The 18,832-nt window shown below is 70.3% G+C and carries 24 protein-coding genes; 14 read left to right on the forward strand and 10 right to left on the reverse strand.

The window, feature by feature from the left end:
• Positions 1 to 18: 18 nt before the first annotated feature.
• The 4 genes from ABZ714_RS17645 to ABZ714_RS17660 form a co-directional block, all read right to left on the reverse strand.
• Positions 19 to 450: an MvdC/MvdD family ATP grasp protein gene (locus tag ABZ714_RS17645; protein WP_358826138.1), complete on the reverse strand. Its 432-nt coding sequence runs from the start codon at positions 448 to 450 to the stop codon at positions 19 to 21.
• Between the two features lie 5 nt (positions 451 to 455).
• Entirely contained in the window at positions 456 to 752 is a 297-nt protein-coding gene (gene tgmA / locus ABZ714_RS17650; RefSeq protein WP_358826139.1) for a putative ATP-grasp-modified RiPP, read from the reverse strand.
• Between the two features lie 309 nt (positions 753 to 1,061).
• On the reverse strand, positions 1,062 to 1,484 hold the full coding sequence (locus tag ABZ714_RS17655; RefSeq protein ID WP_358826140.1) for an ATP-binding protein: 423 nt from the start codon (positions 1,482 to 1,484) through the stop codon (positions 1,062 to 1,064).
• A gap of 183 nt (positions 1,485 to 1,667) precedes the next feature.
• Positions 1,668 to 2,978, reverse strand: a complete 1,311-nt coding sequence (locus ABZ714_RS17660) for a helix-turn-helix transcriptional regulator (protein ID WP_358826141.1) — start codon at positions 2,976 to 2,978, stop codon at positions 1,668 to 1,670.
• Positions 2,979 to 3,215: 237 nt separating this feature from the next.
• Between ABZ714_RS17660 and ABZ714_RS17665 the strand changes: the two genes are divergently transcribed.
• Genes ABZ714_RS17665 through ABZ714_RS17675 form a run of 3 tightly spaced genes read left to right on the forward strand, consistent with a single transcriptional unit; the run spans position 3,216 to position 5,934 of the window.
• Positions 3,216 to 4,217: a Gfo/Idh/MocA family oxidoreductase gene (locus ABZ714_RS17665; protein WP_358826142.1), complete on the forward strand. Its 1,002-nt coding sequence runs from the start codon at positions 3,216 to 3,218 to the stop codon at positions 4,215 to 4,217.
• The gene (locus tag ABZ714_RS17670) at positions 4,214 to 5,473 is read left to right on the forward strand and encodes an aminotransferase class I/II-fold pyridoxal phosphate-dependent enzyme (RefSeq protein ID WP_358826143.1); all 1,260 of its coding nucleotides are present in this window, start codon (positions 4,214 to 4,216) and stop codon (positions 5,471 to 5,473) included. The genes ABZ714_RS17665 and ABZ714_RS17670 overlap by 4 nt, the downstream gene beginning before the upstream one ends.
• Positions 5,470 to 5,934: an NUDIX domain-containing protein gene (locus tag ABZ714_RS17675; protein WP_358826144.1), complete on the forward strand. Its 465-nt coding sequence runs from the start codon at positions 5,470 to 5,472 to the stop codon at positions 5,932 to 5,934. The genes ABZ714_RS17670 and ABZ714_RS17675 overlap by 4 nt, the downstream gene beginning before the upstream one ends.
• Positions 5,935 to 6,088: 154 nt before the next feature.
• Here ABZ714_RS17675 and ABZ714_RS17680 read toward each other — a convergent pair whose 3' ends face one another.
• Together ABZ714_RS17680 and ABZ714_RS17685 are read right to left on the reverse strand one after the other, a co-directional pair.
• Complete coding sequence (locus tag ABZ714_RS17680; protein WP_358826145.1) at positions 6,089 to 6,304, reverse strand: DUF397 domain-containing protein; 216 nt, start codon at positions 6,302 to 6,304, stop codon at positions 6,089 to 6,091.
• Positions 6,304 to 7,143 carry a helix-turn-helix transcriptional regulator gene (locus tag ABZ714_RS17685; protein WP_358826146.1) on the reverse strand — a complete coding sequence of 280 codons (840 nt, stop codon included), beginning with the start codon at positions 7,141 to 7,143 and terminating at the stop codon, positions 6,304 to 6,306. Before ABZ714_RS17685 ends, ABZ714_RS17680 begins: the two co-directional genes overlap by 1 nt.
• Before the next feature lie 103 nt (positions 7,144 to 7,246).
• Between ABZ714_RS17685 and ABZ714_RS17690 the strand changes: the two genes are divergently transcribed.
• The 5 genes from ABZ714_RS17690 (at position 7,247) to ABZ714_RS17710 (ending at position 8,884) form a co-directional block, all read left to right on the forward strand.
• Positions 7,247 to 7,477 carry a hypothetical protein gene (locus ABZ714_RS17690; RefSeq protein ID WP_358826147.1) on the forward strand — a complete coding sequence of 77 codons (231 nt, stop codon included), beginning with the start codon at positions 7,247 to 7,249 and terminating at the stop codon, positions 7,475 to 7,477.
• Positions 7,478 to 7,527: 50 nt separating this feature from the next.
• The gene (locus ABZ714_RS17695) at positions 7,528 to 7,755 is read left to right on the forward strand and encodes a hypothetical protein (protein WP_358826148.1); all 228 of its coding nucleotides are present in this window, start codon (positions 7,528 to 7,530) and stop codon (positions 7,753 to 7,755) included.
• 133 nt (positions 7,756 to 7,888) lie between these two features.
• On the forward strand, positions 7,889 to 8,317 hold the full coding sequence (locus ABZ714_RS17700; protein ID WP_358826149.1) for a hypothetical protein: 429 nt from the start codon (positions 7,889 to 7,891) through the stop codon (positions 8,315 to 8,317).
• Positions 8,318 to 8,403: 86 nt separating this feature from the next.
• Positions 8,404 to 8,682 carry a hypothetical protein gene (locus ABZ714_RS17705; protein WP_358826150.1) on the forward strand — a complete coding sequence of 93 codons (279 nt, stop codon included), beginning with the start codon at positions 8,404 to 8,406 and terminating at the stop codon, positions 8,680 to 8,682.
• A gap of 4 nt (positions 8,683 to 8,686) precedes the next feature.
• Positions 8,687 to 8,884 carry a hypothetical protein gene (locus tag ABZ714_RS17710; RefSeq protein WP_358826151.1) on the forward strand — a complete coding sequence of 66 codons (198 nt, stop codon included), beginning with the start codon at positions 8,687 to 8,689 and terminating at the stop codon, positions 8,882 to 8,884.
• 14 nt (positions 8,885 to 8,898) lie between these two features.
• Here ABZ714_RS17710 and ABZ714_RS17715 read toward each other — a convergent pair whose 3' ends face one another.
• Positions 8,899 to 10,299 (reverse strand): aspartate aminotransferase family protein, encoded by a 1,401-nt coding sequence (locus tag ABZ714_RS17715; RefSeq protein WP_358826152.1) that lies wholly within the window; start codon positions 10,297 to 10,299, stop codon positions 8,899 to 8,901.
• Between the two features lie 147 nt (positions 10,300 to 10,446).
• On the opposite strand from ABZ714_RS17715, the gene ABZ714_RS17720 reads away from it, so the two are divergent.
• Together ABZ714_RS17720 and ABZ714_RS17725 are read left to right on the forward strand one after the other, a co-directional pair.
• Positions 10,447 to 11,088 (forward strand): DJ-1/PfpI family protein, encoded by a 642-nt coding sequence (locus tag ABZ714_RS17720; RefSeq protein WP_358826153.1) that lies wholly within the window; start codon positions 10,447 to 10,449, stop codon positions 11,086 to 11,088.
• Complete coding sequence (locus ABZ714_RS17725) at positions 11,085 to 11,570, forward strand: helix-turn-helix domain-containing protein (RefSeq protein WP_358826154.1); 486 nt, start codon at positions 11,085 to 11,087, stop codon at positions 11,568 to 11,570. Before ABZ714_RS17720 ends, ABZ714_RS17725 begins: the two co-directional genes overlap by 4 nt.
• A gap of 86 nt (positions 11,571 to 11,656) precedes the next feature.
• Here the strand turns inward: ABZ714_RS17725 and ABZ714_RS17730 are convergent, their stop codons facing one another.
• The gene (locus ABZ714_RS17730; RefSeq protein ID WP_358826155.1) at positions 11,657 to 12,160 is read right to left on the reverse strand and encodes an RICIN domain-containing protein; all 504 of its coding nucleotides are present in this window, start codon (positions 12,158 to 12,160) and stop codon (positions 11,657 to 11,659) included.
• A gap of 343 nt (positions 12,161 to 12,503) precedes the next feature.
• On the opposite strand from ABZ714_RS17730, the gene ABZ714_RS17735 reads away from it, so the two are divergent.
• The 3 genes from ABZ714_RS17735 to ABZ714_RS17745 all read left to right on the forward strand — a co-directional run bounded on the left by ABZ714_RS17735 (position 12,504) and on the right by ABZ714_RS17745 (position 15,925).
• Complete coding sequence (locus ABZ714_RS17735; RefSeq protein ID WP_358826156.1) at positions 12,504 to 14,252, forward strand: serine/threonine-protein kinase; 1,749 nt, start codon at positions 12,504 to 12,506, stop codon at positions 14,250 to 14,252.
• 96 nt (positions 14,253 to 14,348) lie between these two features.
• Positions 14,349 to 15,119 (forward strand): hypothetical protein, encoded by a 771-nt coding sequence (locus tag ABZ714_RS17740; RefSeq protein ID WP_358826157.1) that lies wholly within the window; start codon positions 14,349 to 14,351, stop codon positions 15,117 to 15,119.
• Between the two features lie 32 nt (positions 15,120 to 15,151).
• A complete protein-coding gene (locus ABZ714_RS17745) occupies positions 15,152 to 15,925 on the forward strand; it encodes a hypothetical protein (protein ID WP_358826158.1) in 774 nt (257 codons plus the stop codon).
• A gap of 141 nt (positions 15,926 to 16,066) precedes the next feature.
• Here ABZ714_RS17745 and ABZ714_RS17750 read toward each other — a convergent pair whose 3' ends face one another.
• Both ABZ714_RS17750 and ABZ714_RS17755 read right to left on the reverse strand, forming a co-directional pair.
• Entirely contained in the window at positions 16,067 to 16,435 is a 369-nt protein-coding gene (locus ABZ714_RS17750; protein ID WP_358826159.1) for a peptidase inhibitor family I36 protein, read from the reverse strand.
• 75 nt (positions 16,436 to 16,510) lie between these two features.
• Entirely contained in the window at positions 16,511 to 17,968 is a 1,458-nt protein-coding gene (locus ABZ714_RS17755; protein WP_358826160.1) for an FAD-binding oxidoreductase, read from the reverse strand.
• A gap of 160 nt (positions 17,969 to 18,128) precedes the next feature.
• Between ABZ714_RS17755 and ABZ714_RS17760 the strand changes: the two genes are divergently transcribed.
• Entirely contained in the window at positions 18,129 to 18,752 is a 624-nt protein-coding gene (locus ABZ714_RS17760; RefSeq protein WP_358826161.1) for a TetR/AcrR family transcriptional regulator, read from the forward strand.
• Positions 18,753 to 18,832: the final 80 nt, after the last annotated feature.

Raw genomic sequence — 18,832 nt, forward strand, 5'->3', positions numbered from 1 at the left:
CGTCCGGACTATTGGTGATCAGCGTCGGGGGATTCCCAGGCCACTACGGCGTGCCACATCGAGCTGGACCGGCTTGTACTCGGCGCGGGACATGGCCGAGGGGTGGCTGACCCATCGGCAGTTCAAGGCAGCGACGATGCCGCCGAGTCCGGACCGTGCCTGCGCTGCGGCAAACCGCCGCTCCGGACCGGACATGCCGCCAGGGAAGCGGAACGGGTTCGGGGTGCGGTAGTAGACGGCTGAGACATCTCCGAGTTCGAGCCTCCTATACGGGGACCGCAGGGAACCCGTCCACCCGTTACCGTCTTCGATACGTCCGCCCAGGGCGAGCCGCTGGGGGAAGTCCTCGGCATCCATCCGGAAGACGTCGACACCACGGTCGGTGAGGGCCTTCACCACGCGATCGGTGGGCCAGTCCTCCCGTGCGGCGATCACGAGAATGGTCGACATCGACCTCAGTCCTTGACGCCTTCGTCCAGCGGCGGCGGGTTCTTGATGTTGCCGTCCGGAACAGTGGGCTTGTGAGTCGCCATGTAGGGCAGCAGATCGGTGTCGACGCCGATCGAGATCTGCCGTTCCTCGTCGTAGATCGAGGCCGGGAGACCGGTTGCTGTGGTGGAGTCGGGCGTCCGCGCGAAGCGCAGGACCCAGGGCCGGGTGTCGGGACCGGACGGCGGCTCGGCACTGCGAGGCAGACGCCCTTCCTCCGGGGCGAGCGGGAACGCCTCAGCCAGTTGACGAAGAGTGGTCACGGTGCGAAGTCCTCTCGGGTGAGCGCCAAGCGGGGACCACTGGGGCAACGGTCGGGAACATCGGAGCGGTCGGCTCGCCCACGGGGGAGACGTACGTCCTACGTCCGGCGAGGAGGAGACAGAACCATCAGAGCCGCCCCCGACCAGACGGCATGCCTGGGAGGTTGGTCTACCGCGACCCCTGGAGACACTATGAGTGACGGTAGCGTCACTCATCCGATGGGATCAATACCACCAGTTGTCCACCGACCGGCATCCGGACCGAGGCCGGGCCGGGGCCCCCGCCGGTGTGGTCCCTGGGCGACAGGATCAGTCGGGTCGCACGGGCAGCTCGGCCCAGACGGTCTTTCCGATGGCGCGGGGGGCGACGCCCCAGGCCGAGGAGAAGAACTCCACGACGACGAGCCCCCGGCCGGACTCCGCGTCCGGATCAGGGAGCCGAAGGCGGGGATGGCGTACGGAGCGGGGGTCGCTGACCTCGATACGGAGGATGCCGCGGGAGAGGATCAGCCGGAGTTCGAAGTCACAGCCCGGGATCCGGGCGTGCTGGACGGCGTTGGCCGCGAGTTCGCCGACGATCTGGGCGGCCTGCCAGGCGGCACGGGATCCCTGGCGGATGCCCCAACTGCCGAGCACGCCCAGGGCGAGAAGCCGGGCCGGTCGTACGGACTGGCGGTCGGCCGGAAAACGGTGGACGAATTCGACCGCGGGGGCGGAGGTCTCGGCTTCCATGCATAGAGCGTGACAGCCCGTGCACGCCGCCGCACAGCATGTGGACAACGATGGCTGGTGACGTACGGATCCGCACATTCTCCGTACGAGTTCCGGCCGCTCCTGCGCGCCTGAGGATTCCCCACCGGACAGATGCTCGTCTTCATCCGATCGTGTTCGGAGAGAGCAGGCTCGCCGGTCCTGTCAGGCACTTCGCGCATGCATGGCGGCGGCCAACTGGCGGACGCCGGTGGTACGGGGGTGGCGTTCGGTGAGCTCGGTGACAATCGCGCGCATGCTCGGGCGGTCGCGGACCTCGGCGGGGGCTTCCCGGTGAGCGGCGAGGAGGGCGAGCGTGGTCTCGTCCGCCTTGCCCCATTGCCACCAGGCCCGCGCCATATCGGTGTGCAGTCGGCCCCGGCGCTCGGCGGTGGGGAACTGCCCGGGGTGGAGGTCCTTGCCCGCGTGGACAGCCGCTCCGGCGTCGCCGAGGCCCCAGAGGACTCCGACCTTGTACAGGGCGACGGATGCCGGGGTCACGCTGAATGTTTGTGGACCCGCGTGCCGGTCGGGAAGGAGTTTCGCCGCGCTTTCAGCCGCGCCGATCATCTCCAGGGCGCGGTCGCGGTCGCCTGCCTGGGCGGCCGCGTAGGCCACTGTGCAGAGCATCTGCGCGAACGTCGCAGCCTGCGCGGGGGTCTTCAGCCCGGTGGCCTCCACCTTCGCGGCGGCGTGGAGGGTGACGCGTTGCGCGGTCGCGCCGCGCTCTTCGTGGCGCAGGACGATGCTGAACGCCCGGGCGGAGGCCGCGGCGGCAAGGGGCGAACCCGACAGCTCGGAGAAGATGTTGGACCGGTCGGCGGTGATCCTGCCGGCCGAGTAGCGGCCGATCTTCGACAGGGCCTCGGTGGCGAGGTCGTAGCAGGCCGCGAGCCGCACGTAGTCGCCTGCCTCTCCGTCCTCGGCACAGGCGTGTCCGGTGGCGAGAAGGTTCGGCAGGGCCAGGACGAGTTTCTTGTGGCCGCCCGCGTCGTAGAGCGCGCGTGCCCGACGGAACTGGGTGACAAGGCTCGACGGCGTTGGTGACGAAGCCGGGCTCGGCAGCAGGGCGAGCGACTCGTCGAATCCGTCCAGGACGGAGAGCGGCACAGCCAGGCCCGCGGCTTGGAGTAGAGAACGGCGCCTCATCGAATCCTCTTCGACTACGGTATGCCTGCCTGCTTCGGCAGCAACCTTAGTGCGCCCAAGAGGTGTTACGCGCAGAACCGCTGCGAGTGCGCCCGCAGGGATGAACAGGGCCTGCGCGAAGTTCCGGATCATGTCGAGGTCGGTGGCGCTGCGGTCCGCGGTCTCCAGGCGGGACACGGCGGAGGCCGAGTACCCGGTGGCTTTGCCGAGGTCGACCTGCCGCCACCCGAGTTCAAGGCGAGCCCAGCGGATCAGGCCGCCCACGTCGCCCGATTCGATAAGTGCCCGCGCCCTGGGAGAGCCCCAGTTCGGTGCGTCTGTGCGCATCACGCCTCCCGGTCACCAGACGGCAACCAACCCACGGTAGCCGAGCCGCCACTACCCGTTCGAGTCCGTGTGCGAGATGCGCACACGGCCTGCGCGCGCCGGGAATCAGTTCGGCACTGAGGGCGGATCACGGTGTTCTGGATCCGCGCCGGTTCACACCGGACACCGTGCTCTGGAGCATGCCTAGGCCCGCAGCACAGCGGGCCGACCCGCCTTCACCGAAGGGCGTGAACGCGAATGAGTGAACGTAAGAAAGCAGTCGTGATCGGGCTCGGCCATCAGGCCCTGGAGGACCACCTGCCGGGCCTGGCCGACTCCCAGTTCGCCCGCCTTGCCGCGGTCTGCGACACCGACCCCGACAAAGTCGCTGCTCAGGCCCAGCTGTACCAGGTGCCCGGGTTCACCGACATCCGCTTCCTGCTGGAGGGCGTCCGCCCGGACTTCGCCATCGTTGCGGTACCCCACCACGCCGGCCGGGGCGTCATCGAGACCTGCGCGGCGGCCGGGGTCCACGTGATGAAGGAGAAGCCGTTCGCGACCGGCCCGGCCGAAGCCGCCGAGCTGGCAGCTCTGTGCTCCAAGACCGGCGTCGAGCTGATGGTCACCGTCCAGCGCCGCTTCCACCCCGTCTACACCGCCGCAGTACAGCTCTTGGAGCAGATCGGACAGCCCTACCTGGTCGAGGGCCGCTACACCTTCCACTGCCCCGACCCGGCCGCCGGCTGGCGGGGTCAGGCGTCCCTGGCCGGCGGCGGAGCCCTGATGGACATGGGCTACCACCTGATCGACCTGCTCATCTGGTACCTCGGCCTGCCTGACCGCATCCTGGCCGACACCTCCACCGCCGCGCTTCCCGACGCCGACTACGACGCCGAGGACACCGCCCTGGTCCACCTCGCCTACGACTCCGGCCTCTACGGCTCCCTGCTCATCTCCCGCTCCACCGGGCCGAAGACCGAAATGCTGACGGTGACCGGCCCGCGCGGTGCGGTCGTAATCGAGCGCGGCCGGGTGCGGCGCCTGACCCCGGACGGACAGCTGATCGAGTCCCTGACCCGGGAGCTGACCCGGCCTTCCGCCGCGACCGCCCAGATCGACTGTTTCTGCCGAATCCTCGACGGCGAGCGGACCAACCCCTCCGGACCCAGCGCCCACGTAGCGCACGCCGCGTTCCTGGCCGCCGCCTACACCTCCCAGAACACCCGCACGCCCGCCGACCCGAAGGAGTATCTGCTGTGACCGTCACCTCACCCCTCGCCCTTCTCGGCGGTACACCCGTCATCGACGCCCCCGGCCCGCACTTCTCGTGGCCCCCGGTCGAGGACAACGACATCGCGGCGATAACCCGCCAGCTGACGACCGCAGTCTCCATCCCCGACCGCTCCGGCATCATCGCCGAACTGGAAGACGCCCTCGCTTCCTTCCTCGGCGTCCGGCACACCGTCACAACCTGCACGGGGACGGCCGCCCTGCACTCGATGTACGCCGCTGCCGACATCGGACCCGGTGACGAGGTGATCGTCCCGGCACTGACGTTCCACGCCACGGCCACGCCGCTCTTCCACCTCGGCGCCCGTCCCGTACTCGCCGACGTCGACGCCCGCGGGCAACTCGACCTCGACGACGCCGCCCGCCGCATCACCCCGCGAACGACAGCCCTCGTCGCCGTCCACCTGTGGGGCCTGCCCGAGAACATGGACGCCCTGGCCGAGTTCACCACCCGACACGACCTGATGCTGCTGGAAGACGGGTCCCATGCCCACGGCGCCACCTGGCGCGGACAGCCGGTCGGCTCCTTCGGCCGCGCCGCGGCGTTCAGCATGAACGGCCCCAAGCCCCTGTCCGCAGGAGAGGGCGGATTCATCGCCACCGACGACACCGAGCTGTACTACCGTCTGCTGCTGCACGGCCAGTACAACAAACGGTGCCGCCGCGAGATACCCGCCAACCACGAACTCGCCCCGTACGCGGTCACCGGTATGGGACTCAAGCTGCGCATCCACCCCCTGGCCGCCGCACTGGCCCACGCCCAGCTGCCCCGGCTGAAGGGATACCTGGCCGGCCGGGAAGCTGTAGCCGACCGCATGGGGAGGACTCTGCGAGACGTGCCGGGCATCGACGTGCCGCACCCGCCGACCCACGCTCGCCCGGCCTGGTACGCACTGCCGCTTCACTACAACCCGAACCAGCTATCCGGCCTGCCCGTCGAACGGTTCACCGAAGCCGTCCGAGCCGAAGGCGCTCTCGACGTCGACCTGCCCGGTTCCACCCGCGCACTCGGCGAGCACCCGCTGTTCCACACGCCCGGGGTGCTCCTGCCCGGCTACGCTGACCACCAGGGCCCCGCAGCCGACAGCTACACCACGGCCCAACGCGTGCACGGCAGCACGGTGAAACTTCCGGTGTGGCACCGCGAGCGGGACCTCAACCTCGCCGACGCGTACACCGCGGCCGTCATCAAGGTCGCCGAACACCACAAGGACCTCCTGACGTGACCACCCCCGTCGACGCCGCCCTCTCGCGCGACCTCCTCCACGCCGCCGATGTCGACGGCATCACCAAGCACGTCGTCGGCGCCGTCATCCCGAACGCCGAAGGCGAGGTACTGCTGCTGCACCGCACCGCCGACGACTACCTCGGCGGCCTGTGGGAGCTCCCCTCCGGCGGCGTCGACGCAGGCGAGACCCTGACCGAGGCACTGCGCCGCGAGGTCGCCGAGGAAACCGGCCTGACGATCACCGCCATCGGGTCCTACCTCGGGCACTTCGACTATCTCTCCAAGAGTGGCAAGAAGACGCGGCAGTTCAACTTCACCGCCCGCGTCACCGACGAGAACAGCACGGTCAAGCTCACCGAACACGATGCACACCTGTGGGCCGGCCGTACAGAACAGGGACAGGTCTCCAGGGCCGTTCAAGCCGTCCTCACCACCTGGCGGAAAGACGTCGCCTCATAGACCCGTCCCGAGGCACAGGAACTCGCCAGCCGCCCGTCGTCGTGATGTGGGGAAAGCGGTCGGCGACCCTCTGACCCGGTGGGCGATCAGGCAGGCCGAGCCCCACCGACCCGGAGAATGGGAGTCGGCAGGGCTCGGGAAGATCGCGCGGGACCTACAGTTCGGCGGACCGGGCGAGGGCGACCAGTCCGGCGAAGGCGTCGGTAGAGACCAACAGAACTGGGCCGGTAGGACGCTTGCTGTCCCGAACCGGGACGACGCCGTTGTTGGATGCGTGAGCGGGAGCCCATTCCACGCAGGCCCCACCGTTGTCGGTGCTGTACGAGGACTTGACCCACCGCAGCAGCGGGGGCGAGTTGGTCGTGTTCATCACAGGATGCCCTTTCTTAGCTGTTGGATCACGGCTACGGATTCCGCCTGCGAGGCAGCCCCGATCTGAAGCTGATGGTAGGCCCTCACCAGGGGGAGCACGGAGGTCAGTTCACGGTCGAGATGACCGTGGGTCTGCGACTCGACATAAGACATAACTGAACGGTCAGGCATGGTCAGGAGGTAGACCAATCGCCTGAACGGCTTCCGTTCCGCCATGGAGTAGGGGGCGATCTGGATTGAAGTAGTGGCCTGTTCGGCGAACTCCAGGAGTCGGCGGAACTGCTGTTCCATCACGACAGGACCCCCGATGGGGTTGCGGATGCAGCTCTCATCCAGCACCGCGAAGGTGAGCGGCGGGAGCGTCCGCACAAGCACGGCTTGCTGCTGTATCTGCACTTCAACACGTTCGGCTGCCTGCTCCGGCGTGATCTCGCCCCGCTGAACTGCGGCATCCGCCAGTACGGATGCGTACTCCCGCGTCTGAAGCAAGCCGGGTATCACTCCCGTCTCGAATAGACGGATCTCCGCCGCACGGCTCTGGTAGCCGACGTACTCCGGGTAGCCCTCCAGCAAGCTGCCGTTGTGCATCTCGCTCCACCGGCGCTCGAAAGTATCTCCTGTACCCACCAAGCCAAAGGCGCGGTCCGCAGCTTTCGCGAAGAGCAAAGAAGGTGCTTTGCGAGTAGTTTCAACTCCCGAAATATGCCCGCTGGAAATGCCCATACGCTCGGACAGTTCCTCTTGAGTCCAACCCCGCGACTCACGTGAGCTGCGTAAGCGTGCACCGAACGCTGCTTGCGGTGACGCGTCCGGGTTCAGCTCCTTGCAGTTCACCATCCTGCCCCCAACTTATCTATCAACCCAGCCACGTTGATCGGGTTCAGACTCTAGGTCACGCTGACAGCCCTTGGTAGCCGTTCTGCTACAGAGAGGAACTGCCATGGCTGACCCGGACGGCACCCTCCCGGTCGGAACCCTCGCGTACGACACCGGCAGACAGCGCATCGGCGTCGTCATGGAGGTCTACGGATCGCGCTACATCCTGCGCCCGGTGCACGGCGGGTGCGAGTGGGATGTGGTGCGGGAAGCGTGCCGGCCCGCGACCGTCGGTGATCAGATCGCGCCCGGGCTCGCGGCGCGGAACCTTCGCAGCAGCCGGGGCGGGCTCTGATGTGGCGTAACCGCATACCCCGTACCCGGCCGCCCGCCTCGTTCGCGGATGTGTCCGAAGTCAAGGTCGGCGCCGTGGTGTTCGACCGGGATTCGGACCGGCCCGCGATGGTGCATCGAATACAGGGGCACACCGTCACCGTGATCCGGCCCGCCGGGAACACCTGGACGCGCTCGTACACGCGACTGCGTCCCGCGACCCCGGCCGAGCGGTACCAGCTCGGCGCCCTCGCCCGGTTCCAGCGGGTCCGGTGCAAAGGGCTGTCGCACATCCTCTAGATCCCCCTGAACCCCGTTCCGCGCGGCAGCACACCTCTCGATGCTGCGGAGAATCGCGCGGAGCGGCAACGGGGGGCGGTGTTGAGGGCGCCGCCCCCCTCCCCCGGCCGTACAGAAAGCCTGGTGGCGAACCATGGAAGACGATCTCACCTGGCCGCGTGGCTTCCCGCCCGACCCGGAGCGCTGCGAGGTGTGCCGGAACCTTCGGGCGCGGATGCGTCACATGGCGGCGGCGAGGCTGGTCGAGCCGTTTCTACGGGTCCGTGATCTGCGGGCCATGCACGAGAACACCGCCCACACCGACGGCCGCGCCCCCGCCCGGGCCCGGGTCGGGCGGGAGGCGGATCCGATGAGCGCCGCCCAGGAGCGGGTCGTCATCGCGCAGGAACGGGTGGTCGACCGGTATCTGATGGGTGCGTCGGTCACCCGGCTCGCCCATGAGTACGGCGTGAGCCAGGGGTGGCTCGCCGCGCTCCTCGACGATCTCGGCATCGCCCGCCGGGGACCCGCCGAGGCCAAGGCCATTCAGCGCCCTCGCCCGTACAAGGGACGTAACTCCTGAACTCCCGGCGGCAAACGCCCCGATGGACCGCCTAGACCCGGTCCATCGGGGCTCCGCCGATCAGCTTTCTGAGGAGCTGAACCGACATGCGCGACCTTATCGCCCACGCGTTCACATGGATGCCGCACCGGTTACTTCCGGCCCGGGGACGGCATCGGGCCGCCGGATCGACCCGGTCCATACCCCCCGTACCGCCCGGCCATGAATCGCCGTGGCTGCGGCCGTGGACCGGGCCCAGCGCCCAGACCGCGCGCGAGGTCTTCCGCGCCCCGGAAGCCGACGCGCTCACGCCGGAGCAGCGGGAGCGGTTCTACGCCACCGCCTGGGACGAACTCGGCGTCGCCTACCAGGCACCGGCGGGGTGACCCCGTGACCCGCGAGGCACTTCTCCACGACGCCCCGGACCCCTTCACCCCGCCGTGCGCGTACTGCGCACAGCCCACCGGAGCCCCGGTCATAGTCGGCGTGACCGAACGCGCCAGCGGCCCGCCGATGGTGCAGTACGCCTGCCCCGGCTGCGCCGCCGAGCACGGCGCCGGGCCCTCGCCCGACGATGTGATCGGCTAGCGCCGCCGCAAGAGTCAGGCCGCGTACTCGTCCGCCACCGAAAGCGCCGCGTCCAGGATCTCCAGGCCCTCCTTCGCCTCCGATTCCGTGATCGTGCACGGCGGGACGACATGGGTGCGGTTCATATTGACGAACGGCCAGAGCCCGCCCGCCTTGCAGGCCGCCGCGAAGGCGCCCATCGGCGCGTTCTCCGCCGGGGACGGGTTGTACGGCACCAGGGGCTCGCGGGTCTCGCGGTCCTTCACCAGGTCGAGGGCCCAGAAGACGCCCATACCCCGGACCTCGCCGACGCTCGGGTGGCGTTCGGCGAGTTCGCGCAGGCCGGGGCCGATGATCCGGTCGCCGGTCGCGGCGGCCCGGTTCACCACGTCCTCCTCCGCCATCACCTTGATCGTGGCGACGGCGGCGGCGCAGGCCAGCGGGTGGCCGGAGTAGGTGAGTCCGCCGGGGTAGGGCCGCTGGTCGAAGGTGGCGGCGATCTCGGGGGAGATCGCCACGCCGCCCAGCGGTACGTAGCCGGAGTTGACGCCCTTGGCGAAGGTCAGCAGGTCGGGGACGACGTCGAAGTGTTCGGCGGCGAACCATTTGCCGGTCCGGCCGAAGCCGGTCATCACCTCGTCGAGGACGAAAACGATGCCGTACCGGTCGCAGATCTCCCGGACGCCCGCCAGATAGCCGGGCGGCGGGACCATGATCCCGGCGGTGCCGGGGATGGTCTCCAGGATGATCGCGGCGACGGTGCCGGGGCCCTCGAAGCGGATGGTCTCCTCCAGGTGCCGCAGGGCCCGCGCGCACTCCTCCGCTTCATCCGTGGCGTGGAACTGCGTGCGGTAGAGGTACGGCGCCCAGAAGCGGACGACTCCGGCGGTGCCGCTGTCGGAGGGCCAGCGGCGCGGATCGCCGGTGATGTTGATCGCGGTCTGGGTGCCGCCGTGGTACGAGCGGTAGGCGGCGAGAACCTTGGGGCGGCCGGTGTGCAGCCGGGCCATCCGGACGGCGTTCTCGACGGCCTCGGCGCCGCCGTTGGTGAAGAAGATCTTGTTCAGTTCACCGGGAGTGCGTTCGGCGATCAGCCGGGCCGCCTCGGACCTGGACTCGACGGCGAAGGCCGGGGCGAAGGTGCAGAGCTTCGCGGCCTGCTCCTGGATCGCGGCGACGACCTTCGGGTGCTGGTAGCCGATGTTGGTGAAGACCAGGCCGCTGCTGAAGTCGAGATAGCGGCGGCCGTCGTAGTCCCAGAAGTACGAGCCCTCGGCCCCGGCGACGGCGAGGGGGTCGATCAGCCCCTGGGCGGACCAGGAGTGGAAGACATGGTCCCGGTCGGCGGCCTTCACGGCGGCACCGGCGGCGGCGTCGGGCGCGGGCGCGGAAGCGGTGGTGGCGGCGGGGTCGCGGGGGTTCGGAGGAGGGGTCATACGCGTCAGGGTAGGCAGCCCGCGCCCGCCCCGGCAGCGGCACGTTGTCTGTGATGCGCCGGTGGTCTGCGGCGTTCTGTCGGCCCCCGGCGGCCCGCCGGGACTCCACCAATTGACAGCATGCTGTCATGATGACAGTCTTCTGTCATGACGACAGCGACCCCGCACGGAACCCGCCCCGGCACCGTCCATCTGGCCGTGTACGACACCTGGGCCGACTGGGAGACGGGCTACACCACCGCCCATCTCGCCCGGAACGGCTGGACGGTACGGACGGTCGGACTCACCACCGACCCCGTCACCACCATGGGCGGGCTCCGGATCCAGCCCGACATGGCGCTGGCCGAACTCGACCCCGCCGGGAGCGAACTGCTGATCCTCACCGGGGCGAGCGCCTGGGAGGACGGTGACGAGCTGGCCCCGTTCGCCGCCAAGGCCCGGACCTTCCTCGACGCGGGTGTCCCGGTCGCCGCGATCTGCGGCGCCACGTCCGGGCTCGCCCGGGAGGGGCTGCTGGACGACCGGGACCACACCAGTGCCGTCTCCTACTATCTGGCGGTCACCGGCTACGCCGGGGGCGACCGCTACCGCGAGGCCGACGCCGTCACCGACCGGGATCTGATCACCGCCGGGCCGACCGAGCCCGTCGCCCTCGCCCGTGAGGTCTTCGCCCGGCTCGGGGTCTTCGAGGGCGAGCGGCTCGACGCCTGGTACCGCCTCTTCCACGATTCCGACGTGTCGGCCTACGCCGTCCTCGAAGGCGGCGAAGGCGAAGGCGGTACGGAGTGAGTCCGGCCGCCGCCCGGGAGACGGCATCCGATCCGGACGCCCGGGAGCTGCTGACCCGGACCGCCCTCGGCGTCTTCCGGCTCAACGGCCACTTCATCACGGTCTCCGAGCGGATCGCCGCCGACGGCGGGCTGACGGCCGCCTCCTGGCAGGTGCTGGGCGCGGTCGCCCGTGAGGCGCGGACCGTCTCCGACCTGGCCCGGTCGATGGGCCTGGCCAGGCAGAGCGTCCAGCGGACCGCCGATCTGCTGGTGCGGCGGGGGTTCGCGGCGTACCGGCCCAATCCGGCGCACCGCCGGGCCAAGCTCCTCGTGGCCGCCGACGACGGCCGGGCGGCCCTGCGGCTGCTCGACCCGGGTCACACGGCGCTCGCCGCCGAGCTGGCCGACGCCCTCGGCCCGGCCGGGTTCGCGGAGACGGTCCGGGTGCTGGAGCGGCTGGGCGCGGTGATGACGGAGCTGACGGAGGCGGAACAGGCGTAGCGGGCGGTACGGGAGCGGCGGTACGGGTCCGGAGGCGGGCGCCTCCGGACCCGTACCGCCGCTGCCGTACCGCCGCCGCCCGTGCGCTACGGCTGGATCGCCTCGATCGCGAACTGCTGGCTCTCCTTGGCGAGGGCGCACTCCGACTGGACGATCGGCGCGCCCGCCGCCTCGCTTCCGCCCTTCACATCGAGGCACTGGCCCGCGACGGTGTGGATCACATACCCCTCGGCCCCGGCGATCGGCTGGAACCGCTGGTGCGGCAGCCCGCCGCAGAGCGCGCCGACGAGCCCCGCGTCCACCGCCGTACTGGCGTCCTTCACCTCCAGGCAGCGGCCGGTGCCCAGATCGCGGATCTCGTACGCGCCGCCGCCCGCCGAGATGAACTCGAACTGCTGGTCCGCCGTGCCCAGACAGTCCTGCTGGACCAGCACCTGGTCCGCGGGGCGCAGTTGGAGACAGAGGCCCGCGAAGGACTCGGCCGAGTACAGCGTCGCCGTCGCGGCCTGGGCGCCGGGCCCGGTGAACAGCCCGAACGCCGCCGCGCCCATGACCGCCAGGGCTGCCAGGGACTTCTTCCCCGTACGCATAGGAACACCTTTCGCAGGTCCGGGCACAGCCCGAAAGGCAGGGCGGAGCCCGGAGGAACAGCAGGAGGACAGGAGGGCGGGACGAACCGCGATGGGGGGATTGGGCTCGTCCCGCCGGGCCAGTGTTGGGCCCGGCGCGACCGGCGGAAAGGGCCGCCGGGGATCTTCCCGCCATCGGGTGAACGGCGTCGCGGCCCGATGACGCCGGTCGGCGCCACGGCCCGCCCCGGGAGGGTTACCGGGGCGGCGACCGGGGCGGACTCCGGGCCCGTGCGAAGGACCGTCCGGCCGCCGCCTATCCTCGAAGCGTCCAGCGACGGGGATGCGGGTCCGGGGGGAAGCGATGGAACAGCTGGCGCCTGGGGATCCGCGACGCATAGGCGCGTACCGGCTGATCGCCCGGCTCGGCGCGGGCGGCATGGGCCAGGTCTATCTGGCCCGCAGCGACCGGGGCCGTACGGTCGCCGTCAAACTCGTCCGGCCCGAACTCGCCGCGCAGGAGTCCTTCAGGACCCGGTTCCGGCACGAGGTGAACGCGGCCCGCCGGGTCGGCGGCGAATGGACCGCGCCCGTCCTGGACGCCGACACGGAGGCGGCCGTGCCCTGGGTCGCCACCGGCTATGTGGCGGGGCCCGCGCTCAGCGATGTGGTCAACCGGGTCCACGGGCCGCTGCCGGAACGTTCCGTACGGATCCTCGGCCGGGGCCTCGCCCACGCCCTGCGCTCCGTCCACGGCGCCGGTCTCGTCCACCGCGATCTGAAGCCCTCCAACATCCTGATCACCATCGACGGCCCCCGGGTCATCGACTTCGGGATCGCCCGCGCCCTGGAGGCGTCGGCGGACGCCGGGATCACCCGGACCGGGGCCGTCGTCGGCTCACCCGGCTATATGGCGCCGGAACAGGTCAGGGGGCTGCGGCTGACGCCCGCCGCCGATGTGTTCTGCCTCGGCACGATCCTGATGTTCGCGGCCACCGGACGGCTGCCGTTCGGCCCGGCGGACAGCGCCGGGCACGCCGTGATGTTCCGGATCGCCGAGGAGGAACCGGACCTGGCCGGCCTGCCGGGCGGGCTGCTGGAGCTGGTACGGGACTGTCTGCGCAAGGACCCCGAGGGGCGTCCGGCACCGGCGGAGATCGTCGCCCGGACGACGGCGATCGGGGCGGATCCCGAACCGTGGCTCCCGGGCGCGCTCGTCGCCGAACTGGGGCGGCACGCGGTACGTCTGCTGGAGTTCGAGCACAACACGGGCGCGCACCGCCGGGCCGACCTGCCGGTGACCCCGCCGCTGCCGGGCGGGACGCCGGATGAACCGTCGTACGGCTACGACTACGGGTACGCGTACGGGGGCGGACCGGAGACGGCGGCACCGGGCGGGACCGGTGGTCTCAGCGGACCGCAGCCGATCGGCCACGGTCCGGGGGCCGTTCCCGGGCCGCTGCCGCAAGTCGGTCCGGGTGCCGGGGTGTCCGGCACGGCCGGGACGGTCGCGGAGACGCCGGGGCCGCCGCCGTCGTCTCATTCCGGGGCGATGAACCCGCCCGGCCGGGTGCTCCGCGCGGGCGACCGGCGCAGAAGAAGGGCCCGGCTCGTTCTGGCCGCGGCGCTCGGTATCGGTGCCTTGGTCGTCGTCGGGGTTGTTTACGCGGTCAAATCGACCGGCGACGGTGCCGATTCCGCCAGAAAGCCCGCCGGGAAGACGACCGAAAAACCGGATCCCGGTAATAGTGGGACCAGTGATACGGTTCCCGACAGCGGGGGCGACATACCGGGGGCCTATCTGGGCACCTGGCGTGCGACTTTCGCGTCGTCCCAGGGCGAGAACATCCGAACGATGACGATCGGGAACGGCACCACCGGCGAGAAGGTCATGAAGCTCACCGGAACCGGCCCCGGATACTCCTGCACCTGGTCGGCGACGCTGAAGTCCGCCGGTACACCGCTCGAACTCGGTCCCACCGAGGTCGAGACGGGGGACCGCGCGTCCTGCTCACCCGGGCAGTGGAGCACCCTCACCATGCCGGACGGCTCGACGATCGTTCGTGAGCTGGTCGGTTCGGGAGGAGAACCGCTCCGCTACATCAAGCAGTAGGAACTCCCCCCTTTGGTTTCCGCTGCCCTCCCCTCCGGGTTTCCGCCTGCAATCACCGTTCATCAATCTCAACTCCCCATTGCAAGGATTCCCTTCATGCAGAACACCGCTTTCCGCCGTGGCGCCGTCGCCGCTTCCGCCGTCTCCCTCGCCCTGCTGCTCTCCGCCTGCGGCGGCGAGGACAAGAAGGACGAGTCGAAGGGCTCGAACGGCGCGAAGAACGACACGAAGAAGTCGGCCCCGGCCAAGACACAGGCCGAGCTGGACAAGCTCGCCATCGTCTCGGCCGATGTGAAGGGCGGGGCGAAGCACGAGGTCAAGCCCGCCCTCGCTTCCGACATCAAGGACGCGGCGGGCGCGAAGAGCGACAAGTCCGAGTGCGCCACCTTGAACAAGGTCATGGCCGGTGGCGCCCCGGGCGAGTCCGCCGCCTCGGTGTCGCGCCGGGTCACCACAGGCATGGAGCCGCCGAAGACCGGCACCCCCGAGGAGCAGGCCGCCGCGTCCATGGACGCCCTCAAGAACATGTCGATGTCCATGCTGACCCTGGCCAGCTACGAGGGTGACGGCGCCACGAAGGCGGTGGCCGACCTCAAGAAGTCCGCCGAGGCGTGCGGCGCGGGCTTCACCAGCACCATCAAGTCCGACAAGACCAAGGTCACCAAGGTCGCCCCGGCCACCTACGCCGGGGGTGACGAGGCCCTCGCCTACACCGTGTCGGTGGACGCCGAGGGCGAGTCGATGCAGGCCCCGGTCGTCGTGGTTCGCAAGGGCAACGAGGTCTTCTCCATCTTCAGCTTCAACCTCTCCGGCAAGTCGGAGCAGCCGAAGGCCGTCATCGACGCCCAGCTGAAGAAGCTCGGCTGAGCCCGCCTCCCTCTGTCACAAGGACTCCTCTGATGCAGAGCACCGCTTTCCGCCGGGGCGCCGTCGCCGCTTCCGCCGTCTCCCTCGCCCTGCTGCTCTCCGCCTGCAGCGGCGGCGACGACAAGAAGGACGACTCGAACAGCTCGAACGGCGCCAAGAACGACACGAAGAAGTCCGCCCCCGCGAAGACACAGGCCGAGCTGGACAAGCTCGCCATCGTCTCGGCCGATGTGAAGCCCCAGGAAGTCAAGAATCGTCCGCTGTCGGAGCTGAAGGACGCGCAGGTCGCGACGAGCGACAAGCCCGAGTGCAAGGCGCTGAGCACGGTCATGCTGGGCGGCGTACCCGGCGAGGCGAAGAACACCATCATCCGCCGCGTCTCGCCGCCGCTGCCCACCGACGGCAGGCTGACGGAGGAGAGCTCCGACAAGGAGTTCGAGGAGGCGATGGAGTCCATCAAGTTGATGTCGATCACCTCTCTCGGCCTGGGCAGCTACGAGGGTGACGGCGCCACGAAGGCGATGGCCGAGCTGAAGAAGGCCGGCGAGTCGTGCGGCGCGGGCTTCGTCAGCAAGGTGAAGTCCGACAGCAACAAGGTCACCAAGGTCACTCCGGCCGCCTACACCGGCGGCGACGAGGCCCTGGCCTACACGCTGACCATGGACGGGGAGGGGATGAAGATCGAGACCCCGACCGTCGTCGTCCGCAAGGGCAACGAGATCTTCACCGTGACGACCATCAGCCTCTCCGGCAAGGCCGAGCAGCCGAAGGCCGTCGCCGACGCCCAGCTGAAGAAGCTCGGCTGACCACACCGATCGGGGAGGGCCTGAATCAGGGCTCCGCCCCGTGGCATCCGGGCGCGGCCCGGCGCACTCCCTGCGCCGGGCCGCGCCTTTTTCCCCCTTCCTACCGGCGGCCGTCAGGCACTCCGGCCGCCGGGAGCCCTGCTAGCAGGCCCGCCAGGAGCTGATCCGGTCATTGGCGGTGGGGCCGACGTTGCCGCGCCAGTCGCCCGGGTTCACGATCGCCAGGACGGAGCCCTGGTAGTCGGCGTGGTCGTAGAAGCAGACCCGGGAGCCGGTGCGGTTCCACAGGGACGTGGTGTGGTCGTTCATGTGGTTGCCGACGTTGGAGCGGCTGGTCCCCGGGACGAAGAGGAAACGCCCCTCGTAGTTGCTGTCACCCCAGACACAGACATAGCCGTTGGGGCAGTCGTTGGGGTGCGCGACCGCCTGGGTGCCTCCCGTCACGACCGAGGCCGCCGTCATGAGCGCTCCGGCGACGGCGCCGGCCAGAAAGGTCTTCTTCCTCTTCATATGGTTCACCTTTTTCTCTCGCACGGTTGAGTACGGCCCGCGGAGACTTCCGCCGGCCGGTGGTGCGGCAGGTGGTCAGGGGTGGCGGGGATCCGGGGGCGAACCGGAGTCCGCGGAAGGACCGGAGTCCGCCGGACGGCCGGAGCCCGGGGGCGGACCGGCGTCCGGTGGAAGCGGGGTCGCGGAGAAGACCCCCGCCGGGTCGAACTTCCGCTTCACCGCCGGCAGACGGTCCCGGTTGGGGCCGTACGCGTGGGCGATCTGGTCCGTCTCGTCCGGGGCCAGCAGATTGACGTAGCCGCCCGGCAGCGCCTCGCCGGACAGGGCGTCCGAGAGGTCGCGGGCCCAGTCGCGGTGCTCCGCCGCCCGGTGGTCGGACGGCTCCCAGAGGGCGATGTTCTCCGCCATCAGATGCGGAGTGCGGATACCGAAGGCCGTGTCGTCGACGGGGACCCGGGCCGCCGCGCCGTGCAGGACGTGCAGGGAGACCGCGGACAGCGCCGAGGTCATCGACTCGCCTCCGGCGACGAGCGCGTCGACCGCCCGGGGCGTCAGGCCGGGCAGGTTCCTCGGGCGGACCTCGGCATGCCGCCCGGCGGGGAAGGATTCGCCGTTCCGCCGGAGCAGTTCGGTGAGGGTCGTGGGGGCGATCCGGTGGACGACGGGGTCCCCGAGCCGGGTCAGCTCCGCCAGCACCCGCTCGCCGCGGGTCGTCTCACCGCACCAGGTGGGGGCCGCGAAGACCACGGGCTCCCCGGTGGGTCCGGTCACGATGCCGCTCTGCAAGGTCAGTTCGTCCGGGGCGGTCAGGGCCGTCTCCGCCAGGGCCGCCAGCACGGCCCCGGCCTGCGCCCACGGATAGAGGATCACCCCGCCGAGGACGGCGGGCACGGTGTGCAGGGCGACCCGGACCGAGGTCACCACCCCGAAGTTGCCCCCGCCGCCGCGCAGCGCCCAGAAGAGGTCCGGCTCGTGGTCGGCGTCCGCCGTGAGCTCCGTACCGTCGGCGAGTACGACATCGGCGGCCAGCACATTGTCGACCGCGAGACCGAACCGGCCGGTCAGCGGGCCGTATCCGCCGCCCAGGGCGAGCCCGGCCACCCCCACCGCGTCGACGGTCCCGGTCACCGCGACCAGGCCGCGGGGCTCGGTGGCGGCGATCAGCTCCCCGGCGGTGGCGCCGCCTTGGACGTCGGCCGTCTTCGCCCCGGCGTCGACCGTCACCCGCCGCAGTCCGCCGATGTCGATGGTCAGACCGTCATCGGCGACGGCTGAGCCGGTCCAGCCGTGGCCGCCCGCCCGGACGGACAAGGGGACCCCCAGCTCCCCGGCGATCCGTACGCCCGCCCGGACGTCGGCCGGGTCCCCGCAGCGCAGCACGACGGCAGGGCGGCGGTCGACCGCCCCGTTCCAGAGCGTGCGGCCGGTGTCGTAGCCGGGGCCGGAGGTCATCACCCGCTCCGGGGCGACCACTTGGCGTAAGCGGGTGGCCAGCTCCGAGCGCCCGGCCGCCCCTCCCCCTGGATAGGTCACCGCCGTGCTCCTCCCTACGCTCGCCGTACGGCCCGCCGGGCCGTTACCGCACTCGTCGATCAATCGATCAATGTCGATCAAAGAAGCAATCCACTCATCGGAGTCTAACTCCGATTAACGTAGCCGGGCAACGGAGTCCGGAGAACGGCAAGGAACGATCATGTCCACACCGCACAGAAGCCGGCGGAGCGACTACGCGGAGGCCACCCGGCTGGCCATCGTCGACGCCGCCCGGCTGCTCTACTCGCGCAAGGGGTACTTCACGACCACGGTCGAGGAGATCGCCGCCGAGGCCAGGGTCGCCCCGACGACCGTCTACGCCGTCGGCGGCGGCAAGCAGGGGCTGTTGCGAACCCTGGTGGACATCTGGAGTCAGGCCCCGATCGTCGCCGAGAAGATGGACGAGCTGGATTCGCTCACCGACCCGGAGGGGTTGCTACGGCAGCTCTCCGCCGTGACACGGTCCATGCGGGAGAGCTTCGGCGACATCATGCGCATCCTGATCGCGACGGCGCCCCACAACGAGGACGCGGCCGAGGGGCTGGCGATCGGGACCGGGCGCTACCGGGAGGCGCTCGCCCTCGTCGCCGCGCATCTGCACGGAATCGGCGGTACCCACCCGGAGATGACGGCCGATCAGGCGACCGACATCCTGTGGTTCTACTTCGGTTACAGCGGCTACTTCACGCTGGTCGACGACAACGGATGGCCCTACGAGCAGGCCGAGCCCTGGCTCGCCCGGCAGGCGCTCGCGGCGCTCCGCGGCACCCCGCCCGCCGGGTGACCGGCCGCCGGACGGCCCGCGTCCGGGCCGACGGCCACTGAGGCCCGCGGCTCCGGAGCGGAGCCGCGGGCCTCAGCCGT

Source organism: Streptomyces sp. NPDC006798 (genome assembly GCF_040635975.1).
Lineage (GTDB): Bacteria > Actinomycetota > Actinomycetes > Streptomycetales > Streptomycetaceae > Streptomyces.

Coding starts and splice junctions, on each gene's coding strand:
- ABZ714_RS17690 (WP_358826147.1), top strand. CDS start 7,247: ATGGCTGACCCGGACGGCACCCTCCCGGTCGGAACCCTCGCGTACGAC.
- ABZ714_RS17745 (WP_358826158.1), top strand. CDS start 15,152: ATGCAGAGCACCGCTTTCCGCCGGGGCGCCGTCGCCGCTTCCGCCGTC.
- ABZ714_RS17680 (WP_358826145.1), bottom strand. CDS start 6,304: ATGAACACGACCAACTCGCCCCCGCTGCTGCGGTGGGTCAAGTCCTCG.
- ABZ714_RS17660 (WP_358826141.1), bottom strand. CDS start 2,978: ATGCGCACAGACGCACCGAACTGGGGCTCTCCCAGGGCGCGGGCACTT.
- ABZ714_RS17705 (WP_358826150.1), top strand. CDS start 8,404: ATGCGCGACCTTATCGCCCACGCGTTCACATGGATGCCGCACCGGTTA.
- ABZ714_RS17750 (WP_358826159.1), bottom strand. CDS start 16,435: ATGAAGAGGAAGAAGACCTTTCTGGCCGGCGCCGTCGCCGGAGCGCTC.
- ABZ714_RS17715 (WP_358826152.1), bottom strand. CDS start 10,299: ATGACCCCTCCTCCGAACCCCCGCGACCCCGCCGCCACCACCGCTTCC.
- ABZ714_RS17645 (WP_358826138.1), bottom strand. CDS start 450: ATGTCGACCATTCTCGTGATCGCCGCACGGGAGGACTGGCCCACCGAT.
- ABZ714_RS17730 (WP_358826155.1), bottom strand. CDS start 12,160: ATGCGTACGGGGAAGAAGTCCCTGGCAGCCCTGGCGGTCATGGGCGCG.
- ABZ714_RS17735 (WP_358826156.1), top strand. CDS start 12,504: ATGGAACAGCTGGCGCCTGGGGATCCGCGACGCATAGGCGCGTACCGG.
- ABZ714_RS17700 (WP_358826149.1), top strand. CDS start 7,889: ATGGAAGACGATCTCACCTGGCCGCGTGGCTTCCCGCCCGACCCGGAG.
- ABZ714_RS17685 (WP_358826146.1), bottom strand. CDS start 7,143: ATGGTGAACTGCAAGGAGCTGAACCCGGACGCGTCACCGCAAGCAGCG.
- ABZ714_RS17720 (WP_358826153.1), top strand. CDS start 10,447: ATGACGACAGCGACCCCGCACGGAACCCGCCCCGGCACCGTCCATCTG.
- ABZ714_RS17665 (WP_358826142.1), top strand. CDS start 3,216: ATGAGTGAACGTAAGAAAGCAGTCGTGATCGGGCTCGGCCATCAGGCC.
- ABZ714_RS17740 (WP_358826157.1), top strand. CDS start 14,349: ATGCAGAACACCGCTTTCCGCCGTGGCGCCGTCGCCGCTTCCGCCGTC.
- ABZ714_RS17655 (WP_358826140.1), bottom strand. CDS start 1,484: ATGGAAGCCGAGACCTCCGCCCCCGCGGTCGAATTCGTCCACCGTTTT.
- ABZ714_RS17760 (WP_358826161.1), top strand. CDS start 18,129: ATGTCCACACCGCACAGAAGCCGGCGGAGCGACTACGCGGAGGCCACC.